The sequence below is a fragment of the Kosakonia pseudosacchari genome, from assembly GCF_015167415.1.
Lineage (GTDB): Bacteria > Pseudomonadota > Gammaproteobacteria > Enterobacterales > Enterobacteriaceae > Kosakonia > Kosakonia pseudosacchari.
Window position 1 is genome coordinate 2,734,594 of sequence record NZ_CP063425.1, and the last position, 15,161, is coordinate 2,749,754.

The 15,161-nt window shown below is 55.3% G+C and carries 15 protein-coding genes; 7 read left to right on the forward strand and 8 right to left on the reverse strand.

Features of this window, described 5'->3' with window-relative positions; genetic code table 11:
• Positions 1-30: 30 nt before the first annotated feature.
• Positions 31-858 (reverse strand): MBL fold metallo-hydrolase, encoded by an 828-nt coding sequence (locus tag IP581_RS12840; RefSeq protein ID WP_193820554.1) that lies wholly within the window; start codon positions 856-858, stop codon positions 31-33.
• 18 nt (positions 859-876) lie between these two features.
• Positions 877-1,623 carry an OBAP family protein gene (locus IP581_RS12845; RefSeq protein WP_193820555.1) on the reverse strand — a complete coding sequence of 249 codons (747 nt, stop codon included), beginning with the start codon at positions 1,621-1,623 and terminating at the stop codon, positions 877-879.
• Positions 1,624-2,254: 631 nt separating this feature from the next.
• On the opposite strand from IP581_RS12845, the gene katG reads away from it, so the two are divergent.
• On the forward strand, positions 2,255-4,438 hold the full coding sequence (gene katG, locus IP581_RS12850) for a catalase/peroxidase HPI (protein WP_086874190.1): 2,184 nt from the start codon (positions 2,255-2,257) through the stop codon (positions 4,436-4,438).
• 46 nt (positions 4,439-4,484) lie between these two features.
• On the opposite strand, the gene IP581_RS12855 is transcribed toward katG, so the two are convergent.
• Entirely contained in the window at positions 4,485-4,886 is a 402-nt protein-coding gene (locus tag IP581_RS12855) for a RidA family protein (RefSeq protein WP_097399645.1), read from the reverse strand.
• A 108-nt stretch (positions 4,887-4,994) separates the two neighbouring features.
• On the opposite strand from IP581_RS12855, the gene IP581_RS12860 reads away from it, so the two are divergent.
• Positions 4,995-5,600, forward strand: coding sequence for a TetR/AcrR family transcriptional regulator (locus tag IP581_RS12860; RefSeq protein ID WP_097399644.1), 606 nt, complete (start codon positions 4,995-4,997; stop codon positions 5,598-5,600).
• 233 nt (positions 5,601-5,833) lie between these two features.
• Here the strand turns inward: IP581_RS12860 and IP581_RS12865 are convergent, their stop codons facing one another.
• The 5 genes from IP581_RS12865 to fdhF form a co-directional block, all read right to left on the reverse strand.
• Positions 5,834-6,037, reverse strand: coding sequence for a hypothetical protein (locus IP581_RS12865; RefSeq protein WP_141399330.1), 204 nt, complete (start codon positions 6,035-6,037; stop codon positions 5,834-5,836).
• A 69-nt stretch (positions 6,038-6,106) separates the two neighbouring features.
• Positions 6,107-7,093 (reverse strand): cytochrome d ubiquinol oxidase subunit II, encoded by a 987-nt coding sequence (locus IP581_RS12870; protein ID WP_193820556.1) that lies wholly within the window; start codon positions 7,091-7,093, stop codon positions 6,107-6,109.
• 1 nt (position 7,094) lies between these two features.
• Positions 7,095-8,471: a cytochrome ubiquinol oxidase subunit I gene (locus IP581_RS12875; RefSeq protein WP_228007764.1), complete on the reverse strand. Its 1,377-nt coding sequence runs from the start codon at positions 8,469-8,471 to the stop codon at positions 7,095-7,097.
• Positions 8,471-8,950: a DUF1641 domain-containing protein gene (locus IP581_RS12880; protein WP_086874184.1), complete on the reverse strand. Its 480-nt coding sequence runs from the start codon at positions 8,948-8,950 to the stop codon at positions 8,471-8,473. Before IP581_RS12880 ends, IP581_RS12875 begins: the two co-directional genes overlap by 1 nt.
• Positions 8,950-11,922 (reverse strand): formate dehydrogenase subunit alpha, encoded by a 2,973-nt coding sequence (gene fdhF / locus IP581_RS12885; RefSeq protein WP_193820557.1) that lies wholly within the window; start codon positions 11,920-11,922, stop codon positions 8,950-8,952. The genes IP581_RS12880 and fdhF overlap by 1 nt, the downstream gene beginning before the upstream one ends.
• Positions 11,923-12,440: 518 nt before the next feature.
• Here fdhF and IP581_RS12890 point away from each other — a divergent pair.
• The 5 genes from IP581_RS12890 to IP581_RS12910 all read left to right on the forward strand — a co-directional run bounded on the left by IP581_RS12890 (position 12,441) and on the right by IP581_RS12910 (position 15,153).
• Positions 12,441-12,623: a con-10 family general stress protein gene (locus IP581_RS12890; protein WP_016495712.1), complete on the forward strand. Its 183-nt coding sequence runs from the start codon at positions 12,441-12,443 to the stop codon at positions 12,621-12,623.
• Between the two features lie 100 nt (positions 12,624-12,723).
• Positions 12,724-13,221 (forward strand): YciE/YciF ferroxidase family protein, encoded by a 498-nt coding sequence (locus tag IP581_RS12895; protein WP_017457067.1) that lies wholly within the window; start codon positions 12,724-12,726, stop codon positions 13,219-13,221.
• Positions 13,222-13,255: 34 nt separating this feature from the next.
• Positions 13,256-13,762 carry a ferritin-like domain-containing protein gene (locus IP581_RS12900; RefSeq protein ID WP_016495710.1) on the forward strand — a complete coding sequence of 169 codons (507 nt, stop codon included), beginning with the start codon at positions 13,256-13,258 and terminating at the stop codon, positions 13,760-13,762.
• Between the two features lie 66 nt (positions 13,763-13,828).
• Positions 13,829-14,029, forward strand: a complete 201-nt coding sequence (locus tag IP581_RS12905) for a hypothetical protein (RefSeq protein WP_193820558.1) — start codon at positions 13,829-13,831, stop codon at positions 14,027-14,029.
• Between the two features lie 143 nt (positions 14,030-14,172).
• On the forward strand, positions 14,173-15,153 hold the full coding sequence (locus IP581_RS12910; RefSeq protein ID WP_193820559.1) for a GlxA family transcriptional regulator: 981 nt from the start codon (positions 14,173-14,175) through the stop codon (positions 15,151-15,153).
• The last annotated feature ends 8 nt before the right edge of the window (positions 15,154-15,161 follow it).

Genomic DNA, 15,161 nt, shown 5'->3' on the forward strand with positions numbered 1-15,161 from the left:
CCGAAAGCATCTGCCTTGCAGATGCTTTTTTTATCCCTCTTGTAAGGCGCGCAGTTCCTGCGCATCGTGGCTACAAAACAGCCGCACTTCCTTACCCTGTGTTAGCGCCAGTTCGCGCAGACGTTGCTGGTTGACCCTTCTGGCACCGTTATCCATCGCCATCATCCATTGATAAAAACGCAGCCCCGGCGTGCAGTGGCGTTCCGGCAGACCAATTTCCCCCCGGTAAAACCATGCATCACCTCCGTGCAGTAACCAGCCATCTGAATGTTGAATGGCCACCCCGGCGTGGCCCAGCGTGTGGCCGGCCAGCGGGATAAGCAAAATCTCCGGCGGCAGCCCACGCAGCGCCGTCACGGCATCAAAGCCGAACCATTGTTCGCCTTCGGCGGCATATCCCTGCCAGCCCGAAACGGCCTGCCACTGGCCGGGTCGATAACGCTCACGTGTCAGCCAGCTGTGCCGCTGCTGTGCGGTGTCGATTTCGCGCTGTAAGAGATGGATCTGCGCCTGCGGGAAATCGGTCAGGCCGCCTGCGTGGTCAAAATCCAGATGGGTTAACACAATGTGCCGCACATCTTCAGCCTGAAACCCCAGCGCCTTCACCTGTGCCAGCGCCGTTAAGCTTTCCCGGCGCTGAATGTTGTTCAACAGGCGAAAAAAGGCCGGAATATTTCGCCGGGGCTGGCGCATATCGGTGGTGCCGAACCCGGTGTCCACCAGCACCAGGCCGTGGCGTTGTGTTTCCAGCAGCAGGCAGTGACACGCCAGATGCGCATGCACTCCTTTACTGAAACCGTCATACAACGCGCCGCCGAGTGGGCACATACAGCCGCAATTAAGATGGTGAATAATCACGTTTCCCCTCCGCGGGCGTTATTTATGGGCATGTGTATCTTCCGGGAGCGTAACGGGTTTGATTTGAATCACCTGTCCCTGTTCCCAGGCATCCGCACCCTGCGCCACCGGGTGCGCAGGCAGATCTTTACGCTGCTGCCTGATAGCCGACGTGTTGACGCCGAAACGGCGATCGCGATCGGCAAGCAGCGCCGGATCGAGTTGTCCATCCTGGGTAAATCCCATCATTAACGCAGGTACGCCCAGCGGCAGCGTCTGGTCACGCTCAGTGTGCCAGGTATGCCAGGTCTTGCCGTAGGTATTCACGATATTGCTCATCAAGGCTTTTTCAGCGACGGCCGGTAAACCCGGCGCAATAAGCGAGCCGGATTTCACTTCATAACGGTGGCTATGCCAGAGTTTTTTCTCCTCCGGCGGGAGTGTTTTGAAAAGTCGTTCACTGATGATGTATTCCACGCCCATCAGCCGTGCATTTGCGGTATTTCCGTCATAAATCACCGCCTGCATGACATCATTATTTAACACGGTGACATAATGATGGGCTTCCATTTGTCCTTGCCGATCGCCGTTATAAAAATGAAAGCCATCAAGGTAGGCGCTTATTGCCTCAATCGGCGGGCGAGATTGTATCAGCGCCGCGCCTGTTTCGAGGGTTTTCATTTTTGCGGAGGTTTTCTCGCCAGGTATGGCCGTTTGCGGCGCACTATTATTGGCACCACAGCCAACGAGCAGCAGAGGAATAATAAGAGGTAAAGCCAGACGCATTGATCTTTTTCCTTAAAGTCAGGTGGAATAATCAGGTTAGCGTATGCTGCGTATTCGGCCAGTTATATCGTAATAATGTGCAGTCACGTCATTATTAGCGAAACGGTAGAAAAGAAAAAATATCTCTCTGCAGATAAGACTATCCGCAACGCCGGTCCCACGACGGCAAGCAAATGCGTTATCGTCATTTATTTTTCATTGAGCAAACGCCGCGAAATGCACTGATGACATTGCGTATTTATTCGCTCTGCCTTTTCGGTTGATTAAATTAACAGGGCACCGATAACACAGCGAAACAGTATTTCGCACACGGTTATGGATATATTTCGACCAACCGTGGACGTTTAATTTCGCCGGGAAAATACAAACCTCTGTTGCATACGCTTGCAGGCCGCGCCTGCTCCACTTGCTTTTGCCGTCACAAAAAATGCGCTACGCCCTGAAAAAAACCGTAACGGCAGTGGTGGAATTGCTAAGGTTTAGGAGTGGGTAGCGCAGTTAAGCGATTTGCGTCAAGTTTTTACCATTTTATAGAAAGGTATTAACTATCAAATCTGTAGATTCATTCAAATACCTTTATCAGGAAGCAGTGTATATCGTAACGACAGAACACAAGCAAATGGAGCCCGATATGAGCACGTCAGACGATCAATCCCTCTCGTCATCCGTCGAGAAATGCCCCTTTCATAACAAAAGCAATGAAAAAAGTGCAGGCCCGGTAACCAGTAACCGCGACTGGTGGCCTAACCAGTTGCGCGTAGATTTGCTAAACCAACACTCCAACCGTTCTAACCCGCTGGGTGAAAATTTTAACTACCGCGAAGAGTTTAAAAAGCTCGATTACTCCGCCCTGAAAGCCGACATCCGCAGTGTGCTGACCGACTCTCAGGAGTGGTGGCCAGCAGACTGGGGCAGCTATATCGGTCTGTTTATTCGCATGGCCTGGCACAGCGCAGGCACCTATCGCACCGTCGATGGTCGTGGGGGGTCGGGTCGCGGCCAGCAGCGCTTCGCACCGCTCAACTCGTGGCCGGATAACGTCAGTCTTGATAAAGCGCGTCGTCTGCTGTGGCCGGTGAAACAAAAATATGGTCAACAAATCTCCTGGGGCGATCTGATTATTCTGGCGGGCAACGTGGCGCTGGAAAATGCCGGTTTCCGCACTTTCGGTTTTGGTGCCGGGCGTGAAGATGTCTGGGAACCGGATATGGATGTCGACTGGGGTAATGAAAAAGAGTGGTTAAGCCACCGCCACCCGGAAAGCCTGGCGCAGGCCGCCATTGGTGCCACCGAAATGGGGTTGATTTACGTTAACCCGGAAGGCCCGAACGCCAGCGGCGAGCCGGTTTCCGCCGCCTCTGCCATTCGCGCCACCTTCGGCAATATGGGCATGAACGATGAAGAGACCGTCGCGCTGATCGCCGGTGGTCATACACTGGGCAAAACCCACGGAGCCTCCACGCCGGATAACCATGTCGGGCCAGAGCCGGAAGCCGCGCCGCTGGAAGCGCAGGGGCTGGGCTGGATGAGCAGCTACGGTAGTGGCGCAGGCGCAGATGCCATCACATCCGGTCTGGAAGTGGCCTGGACGCAAACGCCGACCCAGTGGAGCAACTACTTTTTCGAAAACCTGTTCAAATATGAGTGGGTGCAAACCCGCAGCCCGGCAGGTGCTATACAGTTTGAAGCCAAAGACGCGCCGGAAGTTATCCCTGATCCGTTTGACCCGGAGAAAAAACGCAAACCCACCATGCTGGTGACCGATTTGACGCTGCGTTTCGACCCGGAATTTGAAAAGATCTCGCGCCGTTTCCTCAACGATCCGCAAGCGTTTAATGAAGCCTTTGCCCGCGCATGGTTTAAACTGACCCACCGCGATATGGGGCCGAAATCACGCTACATCGGCCCGGAAGTGCCAAAAGAAGATCTGATTTGGCAGGACCCGCTGCCAGCGGCAGTGCATCAGCCGAATGGCGCGGATATCGCTAACCTGAAAGCGGCGATTGCCGAATCCGGCTTATCGGTAAGCGAACTGATTTCGGTCGCCTGGGCGTCTGCCTCCACCTTCCGTGGCGGCGATAAACGTGGCGGCGCGAACGGCGCGCGCCTGGCACTGGCACCGCAAAACGGCTGGGAAGTGAACGCCATCGCCGCGAAAGCCCTGCCCGCGTTGCAAAGCATTCAGAAAACGCTGGCGAAAGCCTCACTGGCGGATGTGATTGTGCTGGCGGGCGTGGTTGGCGTTGAGAAAGCCGCGGCAGCAGCCGGTGTGCAGGTCAATGTGCCGTTTACGCCGGGGCGTGTCGATGCGCGTCAGGATCAAACGGATGTGGACTCTTTCGCACTGATGGAGCCGCTGGCCGATGGTTTCCGCAATTATCGCCGCGTGTGGGATGGCATCAGCACCGAAACGTTGCTGATTGATAAAGCGCAGCAACTGACGCTCACCGCCCCGGAAATGACCGTGCTGGTCGGCGGCCTGCGCGTGCTGGGCGCGAACTATGACGGCAGCAAGCACGGCGTCTTTACCGACCAGCCGGGTGTGCTGAGCACCGATTTCTTCGTTAACCTGCTGGATATGCGCACCGCATGGAAAGCCACCGACGAGAAATCAGAGCTGTTTGAAGGCCGCGACCGCAAGAGCGGTGAGGTGAAATACACCGCCACTCGCGCCGACCTGGTGTTTGGCTCCAACTCGGTGCTGCGTGCGCTGGCCGAAGTTTACGCCAGCGCCGACGGCAAACAGAAATTCGTCACCGACTTTGTTGCCGCCTGGACAAAAGTGATGAATCTCGATCGCTTCGACCTGCTGTAATCCCCCACTTTATCTGCAAGCCTGCGACCGTAGTCGCAGGCTTTTTTTATGCCGCGCGTTCGGGAATGCGCGCAATCACCTTAATTTCGAAATCAAAACCCGCCAGCCAGTTCACGCCCACGGCTGTCCAGTTGGGGTACGGCGGTTGCGGGAAAATCGCCTGTTTGACCTCCATGATGGTGGCGAACTGATTTTCCGGGTCCGTATGAAAGGTGGTGACATCAATCAGATCATCAAAAGTACACCCCGCCGCCGCGAGCGTGGCCTGCAAATTATCGAACGCCAGGCGCACCTGCGCGGCGAAATCGGGCTCCGGGCTGCCATCGGCGCGGCTGCCAACCTGTCCGGACACAAACAGCAGATCGCCGGAGCGTATTGCGGCGGAGTAACCATGTTGTTCATACAACGCATGGCGATGAGCGGGAAAAACGGGTTCGCGAGGGATCATTGGGTTACCTTTTATGGCTGAATTTAAGATACACTTCGTATATGAAGTTAATCCACATACACTGCGTATGTCAATTCACATACGCGATGTATTTAAAATGGAGTCAGTATGGTCGTTAAACGTCGCGCCCAAACCATGGAAGAGAACCGCGCCAAACTTATCGCCGCTGCCCGCAAGGCATTTGCCGAAAAAGGGTTTGCAGCGGCATCGATGGATGAATTGACCGCCAGCGTCGGCTTAACGCGCGGTGCGCTGTACCACAACTTTGGCGATAAACAGGGCTTACTTGCCGCCGTGGTGGCGCAGGTCGATGGCGAAATGGCACAGCGCGCAAAAATGCAGGCGCAAGCCACCGATAATGCCTGGGATGCGTTGCTGGCTGAAGGTGTCGCCTATATCGAGATGGCGCTCGATCCTGAAATCCAGCGCATTGTGTTGCTCGATGGCCCGGCGTTTCTTGGCGATCCTTCGCGCTGGCCAAGCCAGAATGCCTGCCTGCAGGCAACCCGTGTTGCCGTCGCCAACATGGTGGCAAATGGCGAGATGAAAGCGGTGGATGTGGAATCCGCCGCGCGTTTGCTCAACGGCGCAGCGCTGAATGCCGCGCTATGGGTTGCGGCCAGTGATAACCCGCAACAGACCTTACCCAACGTCATCGACGCGTTTATTTTGCTGGCGAATGGGCTGCGCACAGAGAAAAAAAACCCGGCGTAATGCCGGGAATGATTGGATTGATAACGAGTTTGAGCGTGGCGGCAAAATGCGCCGCCACGAAATCTGGGTAACAACAAATGAAGCCGCAAGCCGGAAAGAACAGAATCAGTGGCAGGGCTCGCGGCTATTAAAAGGGATCAATATAACGCAGAGATGACACGACGTCGGTTGCGAATCATCCGCCCGTCGCATGCACTCCTGAGCCACTGGTGAAACATGGTACCCGCGTGTGTTCAACCTGAAGCGGCTTCTTTCTCCAGCCTGAGCACAAAATGGTTATCGTGACGGGCAATCTTCGCCCCGCTGTTGCCGTAGTTTGACGAGAGCATAAAAAAAGTATCCGCATCGACATCAAATGCCAGCTCAACTTCCTGATGCTTTCCTGAGCTAATCATTTGATATGCCTGCTTTAAGTTATAAGCTTTTGCTATAGCCATGGATAAGTCTCCGCGCATGCTGTTGCTTACAGTAAATCTCGCCTTTACTTTATAGCCTGTTTTGCCGAACTAACCCGCAATTTTTCCACTGAAGATGCGAAAAACCCAGCTGTTATACAGCAACGTTACCGGCACCAGTAAGGCAAATGTCAGCAGCAGAAATCGCTGCGTGGCCGGTGGCGCGGCGGTTTGCGTAATGCTGAGAACAGGCGGCACAATCCACGGAAAAAGCGTAAACACCAGCGCACAAAAAGCACAACTCACCATCACCTGCACCGCCGCCAGCGGGAGAAATATGCGCCGCAATATCAGCCCCAGCGCTAACAACGCGACGGCCAGTGCAGCCACCAGCGACAGGGGCAACCACAGCCAGGGGTTAAACAGATGCTGACGCCAGGTTTCGTGTAACTGCGCACTCCACACCAGCAAACCCGCCAGCAGCAACCCGGTAACAATGGCGAGCCACGGCATCACTCGTCGTCCCCACATTTCCAGCTCGCCGGTGCAGCGCCAGATTATCCACCCCGCCCCCATCAGGCTATATCCGCACACCAGCGCCAGGCCGCAATAGAGCGGAAAAGGACGCAGCCACTCGAAACCGCTACCGGTAAACTGGCGCCCATCGGTGGAAATTCCCTGTAGCAGCGCGCCCACAATAATCCCTTGCGCCAGCGCGGCCAGCAGTGAACCGGCGATCAGCATCGAGTCAAACAGCCGTGGCGCATAGTGGCGATACTCAATCGCCATTCCGCGCATCACCAGCGCCAGCAACATCACAAACACCGGGATATAGAGCGCGCTGAGGATAATGCCGTACGCCAGCGGGAAAAGTCCCAGCAAGCCGCCCACCGCAAGTACCAGCCAGGTTTCGTTGCCATCCCAGACCGGCAGTAAAGAGAGATTGATAATATGGCGCGATTCAGGGCTGCGCTGAAACGCGCACAGGATGCCGGTGCCCAAATCCGTGCCATCAAGCAGAACATAGATCAGCAAACTGAGCGCCAGCGCCGCGGCACAAAGCGCATCAAGCCAGGGCAAACCTAAAATATCCGGCATATCACGTCCCCTTCCCGCTGCGTTCGGCCACCTCGGGCATGGCACCTTTTTCATGCCTGGTGGGTAAGCGCGACATCAGCTTAAGCAAAAACCACAGTCCCAGCGCAAAAAGCGCAATATAAACCGCCACGGTGACCAGCAATGAGCCCAACACCAGTTCCGCTGAAACCGGCGCAACACTGTGCGATGTACGCAGCAAGCCGTAGACCGTCCACGGCTGACGCCCCGCCTCCGTAACCAGCCAGCCCGCGAGCATGGCGATAAACCCGGCGGGTGCCAGCAGCACCATGACGCGCTGTAACCAGCGTGCGTGCCACAAACGCCTCCGCAGACGCACTATCAGCCCGGCAATACCCGCCGCCGCCATGGCGAGACCAAGCCCGACCATCACGCGAAACGACCAGAACACCACCGGCACCCACGGCAACGCTTCCGCCGGGTACTGGTTGAGCGTATGAATGCGTCCTTCAAGATTGTGGCGCAAGTAGAGTGAACCGATATCGGGAATGGCGATTTCATACAGATTGCGGCGCTGTTGCATATCCGGTAGTGCGAACAACCGCAGCGGCTCGCCTTCACCCGGCGGCGGTGGATCCCACGCGCCTTCCATCGCCGCCAGTTTTATCGGCTGATGGTCTCGCGTGTTCTCGCCATGCAGATCGCCAAGCACGATCTGTACCGGTGCCATGATCACCAGCATCCACAGGCCCAGCGAGAACATCTGCCGCGCCGCCGGATGTCGCGCCTCGCGCAGCAGATGCCACGCCCCGCAAGCCGCCACCAGGCACGCGGTGCCTAACATGGCCGCCACCACCATATGCGCCATGCGCCAGGGAAATGACGGGTTGATGATTGCCGCCCACCAGTCGACCGGCACAAAGCGCCCATCGGCCGCCACGGCGAAGCCATCCGGCGTTTGCATCCATGAGTTGGCGGCAAGGATCCAGAACGCGCTGAACAGCGAACCAAGCGCCACAATGCAGGTCGCCATAAAATGTACCCACGGCCGGACTTTGCCCATGCCGAAAAGCACCACCCCCATAAACCCCGCTTCAAGGAAGAAAGCGACCAGCACTTCCATGTACATCATCGGGCCAAGCACTGCCCCCGCGCGGCTGGCAAGCCCGCTCCAGTTTGTGCCGAAGGCGAACTCCATCACCACGCCGGTGACCACGCCCACCGCCACGTTAAGCGCAAAAATTTTGCTCCAGTAGCGCCACAGCGACAGCCAGAGCGTCTGCCTGCGCCAGAGCCACATCGCCTCAAGGAACATCAAAAAATGCGCCAGGCCAATGGAAAAGGCCGCCAGCACAATATGAAAGCCGATGGTAAAAGCAAACTGGCCGCGAGCCAGCAACAGCGCGGTTTCCTCGTTCATTATGCGTCGCTGGGTTTACCGCTCCACGCGGAGATCGGCTTATCAACCGGCTCCTCCATGCGCCGCGCGAAGGCTTTCATCCCACTGAGCAGCGGTTGCAGGGCATGCCACAGCTCCTCGTCCTGCAGCATCTTCCACGCCCCCTGCAGACCCGGAGCGTTATGCTCACCCGCGTCGCCAGGCTGGCTTAGCGCATCGACCATATCGCGCAGGCCAAAGGCCAGTTTGTACATTCTCTCTGGCGGGATGCTGGAGAGCGCGAGCAGCAGCACTGAGATATTCTGTATCGCATTGAGCGTGCCTTCGCGCTGTAAGCCTTTAACCAGCACCTGCGCGATCTCCTGATTGGCACCTACCAAATCATTCGCCAGGCGCAGCACGCCATGCTGATGCAGCGACTCCAGCAGCCGCGTCAGCTCTTCATGGGCATCGGGGCCAATTTTTGCCGGTTCCGGCTGATAATCAATCGCTTTTGCCATCAGAATTTCTCCGGGTGAGGTTCGGTTGCGGGCGGTTCGCGGTAATCTTCGCGCCGCCATTTCGCTTCTACTGGCACCTTGTCAATCGGGGTGCGTTTACCGTGGCGGAAATTGTACTTCGGTAGCGGGTCGGGCAACGGCGGGCGATCCAGCGTTTCCAGGCGCACAGCCAGCTCTTTGTAGGCAGGCGTATTGACCGACGGATCGTGGTGTTCGCCAGTGAGTTGGTTAATGCCATCTTTACCCTGATGAATGGAGATAAACAGCACCTTCCCCTGAACGCGATCGGTCACCACCACCGGCACCTCAACTTCTCCGCGCCGGGAGATAAGTTTTACCCAGTCCCCCTCCTGCAGGCTGCGCGCGCTCGCCAGCTGCGGGCTGATTTCCACAAACCAGTCCGGCGAAAGGCTGGTTGTGCGCCCGCCCTGCCCGGTCTGGTTGGTGGACTGGAAATGCTCCAGCATCCGGCCATTGTTGAGCAACAAATCATATTCGGCATCGGCCTCTTCAGCGGGCGGTTGCCAGCTCAGCGGATAAAGCGTGGCGCGCCCGTCGGGGGATTTAAAGCGTTCGGTATAGAGCAGCGGCGTGCTGCTGCCATCGGCGTTGACCGGCCAGATTTGCGATTTCCAGCCCTCGAGACGTGAATAGCTCACTCCGGCAAAGCTTTCAGCAATGCCCGCCACTTCCGCCATGATCTCCTGCGGATGTTGATAGCCCCAGTCATGGCCCATACGCGCCGCCAGTTGCGTAAGGATCCACCAGTCAGGACGGCTGTCGCCGAGCGGCTCCATAACCGGATAAAAGCGCTGAATTCGCCGCTCTGTGTTCACAAATGAACCCTCTTTTTCCACGCTCGGGCAGCCAGGCAACACCACATCGGCAAACTGCGCCGTACGGCTCAGAAATAGATCCTGCACCACCAGAAAATCGAGATTGGTAAAGCCCTGATGGACATTTTCCGCATCCGCATCGGAAAAGGCGGTTTCCTCGCCAATGACATACATGGCGCGGATCGCATCTTGGCGTGCCAGTTCGACCATCATAAAGTTATCCTGGCCGACCTTGAGCGACAGGCGCTCAGCCGGTACGCCCCAGGCTCTGGCCCATTTTTCGCGGATCTGTGGATCGCTGACCGATTCATAACCGGGGTAGAAGTTTTTCAGGCAGCCAAAGTCGCTGGCACCCTGCACATTGTTATGTCCGCGCATCGGGTAGCCGCCGGTGCCGGGTCTGCCATAGTTGCCGGTCACCAGCAACAGGTTGGATAACGCGGTGCTGGTGTCTGCGCCGTGACTGTGCTGCGTGATGCCCATCGCCCACATAATGCAGACGCTACCCGCCTTGCCGATCAACTCTGCCGCTTCGCGCAGCGTCTCTTGCTGGATGCCGGTGATTTGCGCGGCGTAATCCAGCGTAAAAGGCGCCAGCGACTGGCGATAGTCGTCAACCGGGTTGACACGTTCAGCGAGGAACGTTTTATCCTCATAACCGTGATCAAACATGTAACGCGCCATCGCCGATGCCCATACCAGATCGGTGCCGGGATGAATGCGTAAATGCAGGTCGGCGCGTTCGGCCATTTCATGGCGTCTTGGGTCGACCACCAGCCACTGTTGCTGGCGGTGTTTTTTTGCGGCTTTCAGGCGTGAGGCGATCACCGGATGGTTTTCCGCCGTGTTGCTGCCAACAATGATCACCAGCTCAGCCTGTTGCAGATCGTCAATCGTCCCGGCATCGCCGCCATAGCCCACCGTACGAAACAGCCCTTCCGTGGCCGGATTCTGGCAATAGCGCGATGAGTTATCCACGCTGTTGGTGCCAATAATCGCGCGGGCAATTTTCTGCGTCAGATAGGCTTCCTCATTACTGCCTTTGCTGGAACCGATAAAACCAATGCTGTCCGGGCCGTACTGGTCACGGGTCTGTAATAAGCGGCTGGCGACAAGGGTTAACGCTTCTTCCCAGCTTGCCGGGCGGAAACGGTCATTTTCACGAATCAACGGCGTGGTCAGGCGCTGCGGGCTGTTAATGAAGTCCCACGCGAATTTGCCTTTAACACAAGTGGAGATGCCATTCACCGGTGCATCAACGACGGGCTGCACTTTCAGAAGCTGGCGGTCGCGGGTCCACATTTCAAAGCTGCATCCTACGCCGCAATAGGTGCAGACGGTTTTGGTGCGTTTGATCTCCTGCTGGCGTAATGCGGTATCCATCACCGAAATACCGGAGATAATTTCAGCACCGGTAGAATTTTCCAGCACTTTAATCACATCAATCAGCGGCCGTTTGAGCGACTGGCGCATCGATGTAAAAGGCCCGGCATCCGGCTGCATGCTTTTTTCCAGTAGCGCATTACACGGGCAGACCGTCACGCAGTGCCCACAGCTAACGCAGCTCGAACCGGCAATCTGATTTCCCCCGTCCCACAGCACGCGCGGGTGCTCCATGGTGTAATCAATGCTCAGCGTTTCGTTGACTTCCACATTCTGGCACGCGTCCACGCAGCGCCCGCACAGAATGCATTGATCCGGGTCGTAGGTGTAAAACGGGTTGGAGTGATCTTTGACATACGGCTTGCGCGTGTACGGGTAGCGCTGAATGGGAATATGCATATCCACCATGGTGTTATGCAAGGTACAGTCGCCGGTGTTGTGTTCGCACACGGTACAATAAAGTTCATGTTTAGCCAGCAGGCGATCCATGCCTTCTTCGCGCGCCGCGCGTGCCTGGGTGTCCAGCGAGTTAATTACCAGCCCTTCTTTGCTTCGCAGCGTACAACCGCGCACCAGCTTCCCCTCCTGTTCGACCCAGCACACATCGCAGGTCTGTAGCGGATCGAGCGCCGGGTGGTAGCAAACGTGGGGTAACGTGATATTGCAGGTTTCAAGAAAATCGATCAGCGGGACATTTTCCGGGCCAACCAGCACCCTACCGTCGTACAGGACGGTACATTTTTGCAGGCTCATCTTGCTTCCTCACCAAAAAAGGCTGTACGCGCACTCCCCGGTTCGACAGTTCAGTGAACTGGCAAAAAGTCGTTCCTGTTCAGGGTGACGTATCGGTTATGAAGTTTAAAAGTAGTTGCCGCATTAACGACGAGCCAAACGGTAACTGGCATTCTGTATCCCTGTTTAAGACTTCTCTTAAAATCATTAGCATTAATGATGTTTCACCAAAGCCAAATGTAAATTTATGTCAATAAATGCCATTTTCATGCCAGAAACCACATGAAAAAAGGTAGGTAATAACGAGAGGTAATATTCGTTTTCTATCTACTTTTTGCTAAGTGACTTATTTTAAAGATACATCCTCAATGCCGCTTTGTTTAAATAAGCGACATCCACACCTTAAGGAGTATTTTTTAACGTAGGAATTTTCACGTTTGACTATTTTTTCACAGCGACTAACTTTAATCCCTGAACGCGGAGAACATGTTATTGAATATTCATGTTCATATATTTAACAACGAAACAGGAGAAATATTATGGCTGAACATCGTGGCGGCTCAGGTAATTTCGCCGAAGATCGTGAAAAAGCGTCCGAAGCGGGCCGCAAAGGCGGTCAACACAGCGGTGGTAATTTCAAAAATGATCCACAGCGCGCTTCCGAAGCAGGTAAAAAAGGCGGCCAGAATAGCCACAGCGGCGGCCGTAAATCAGGGGATTAATTTCTGATTTAATTTTTTACCGCACCAATATATTTATTGCATTACTGGCGAGCCGGCAACGGCTCGCTATTTTTAACCCTGGAATTAAAGGTCTTTAATTATGCAGATTAATACGCTAAACGATTTATTTATTCATGGCTTGTCGGATATTTACAGCGCCGAAAAACAACTTGCTCGCGCGTTAGCCAAACTGGCACGCGAAGCCTCTACCACCGAACTGGTACAAGCGTTCAAACAACACATGGAAGAGACCCAAGGCCAGATAGAGCGCATCGATCAGCTGCTTGAAGCCGAAAGCGGCCTCAAGTTAAAACGCATGAAGTGCCATGCGATGGAAGGTCTGGTTGAAGAAGCAGACGAGGTTATTGAAAGCACAGAAAAAGGCACCATTCGTGACGCTGCTTTAATTGCCGCTGCGCAAAAAGTTGAACATTATGAAATTGCCTCTTACGGCACGCTCTGCACCCTTGCCGATCAATTAGGCTATAAAAAAGCGAAAACACTTCTGGCGCAAACGCTGGAAGAGGAAAAAACCACCGACAATCTGCTTACTAAAATTGCGACCAGCAAAATTAATTCCAAAGCGGAAGTAGAATAAAAGTCATTAAGTTAATTCCACCTGAGGTAAACGTATGACACGCGAAGAGAATTATCACGACTGGCTACGTGACGCACATGGGATGGAAAAACAGGCAGAGTCGATGCTGGAGGCGATGGCTAAACGCATCGACAATTATCCTGTATTAAAAAGTAAAATTGAAAGTCATTTAGCCGAAACCCGCGAACAAATAGTGTTACTTGAAGGGCTTATTGATCAATGCGGAATATCGCGATCGGTCCTGAAAGATACCATGGGTAAAATGGCGGCGATGGGTCAGGCCGTTGGCGGTGTCTTTAATTCCGATGAGGTGGTTAAAGGCGCAATAGGTGGCTATGTCTTTGAGCAATTTGAAATTGCTTGCTACACCTCATTGATTAGAACGGCTGAAGAATTGGGTGATGTTAACGGCGTGCAGGTGCTGCAAAAAATTGTGGCGCAAGAGATTGAAATGGCAGAGTGGATGCTCCAGCACGTTCCGGAAGTGACAACTCAATTCCTTGACCGCTCCAGCGCACCTGGCGTTGAGGCGAAAAAATAACCTGCGTTAACTGTTAATGGAGAGACGACGATGCTGCCAAAGCTGAAACGCGTAAGGAATGTGTTAATGAACAACCGTACCAGTGACGATCTTGGCTGGCAGGTGTTGAGCGAGTTCGAACGCGCCCGACAACAAAAACCCTTTGTTGCCGGGCAACCCGCCAGCAACCATGATGAGGCTGAACTGCCGCAACCCGAACTTTCTCTCGACCCCGTGCAGGAATATCTGGTCACGACGATGGCTAATCGTAAACAGGCCAGTGAGTAACGCCCGCAGCGCGCGTTATTCCATAACCCTTTGTGTCTTGTTAGATTTGCCCGGAGCGGAGGCTCCGGGTTTTTTATTGCCCCTTCGTCCGTCATCTTCCGAACGGGCTTGACTTAAAAAGTAATTAGCGTACTTTTCAGGACATGAAAACATTCCTGATTATTGTTCCTGATGGCGGCATGCTGTTTGAAGCCGCCGGTATTGCCGACATTCTGATGCAGGCCAACCAGCTGCACCCGAATGAGACCGCGCAGCCGCGCTATCGCGTTACCGTTGCCACCCCCCAACCTCACCAGGTGATCCACGGCCAGTCCGGGCTGAACCTGCTGGCAGATCACCGCCTGCCGGATATCGATCCGCGCCAGCCGTGGGATACCATTATGATAACCGGACGCGGTACCGATGCCGAGGAAGGCACGGCCGTGGTGGACTGGCTGCGTCTTGCCGCGCCGCACGCGCGCCGGGTCGTTTCTATTTGCGGCGGCGCGATGCTACTGGCACAAAGTGGGTTGCTCAACGGGCGACGCGCAACCACCCACTGGCGGTTACTGGAAACCATGCAGAAAGAGTACCCCGCAGTCACCGTTGAAGGCGGCCCGCTCTATATTCAGGACGGGCCAGTCTGGACCTCCGGCGGCGTCAGTTCCGGCTTCGATCTCACGCTGGCGCTGGTCGAGGATGACTACGGCTTCTCTCTCGCGCTGGATATCGCGCAAAACATGGTGATGTACCTGCGCCGCCCCGGCGGGCAGTTGCAGTTCAGCCGCTATCAATTACAGCAGGCCAGCGGCGTCGGGCCCATCAGCGAGCTGCAAAACTGGATCCTGGCCAACCTGGCTGAGGATTTATCCGTTGAACGTCTTGCGGCACAAGTTGCGATGAGCCCGCGCAATTTCACCCGCGTCTTTACCCGTGAAAGCGGCGTTCCACCCGCGCGCTATGTCGCCGAAGCGCGCCTTGCCGCCGCACGTAACCGACTGGAACAAACCAGTGAAACCCTGGAGCAGATAGCCGCCGCCACCGGTTTTGGCAGCAGCATCAATCTGCGGCGCATTTTTGAACGCCAGTTACACCTCACACCAGGCGATTACCGCCAGCGCTTCCACTGCCGCAAATTGGCGTAAAGTGATCC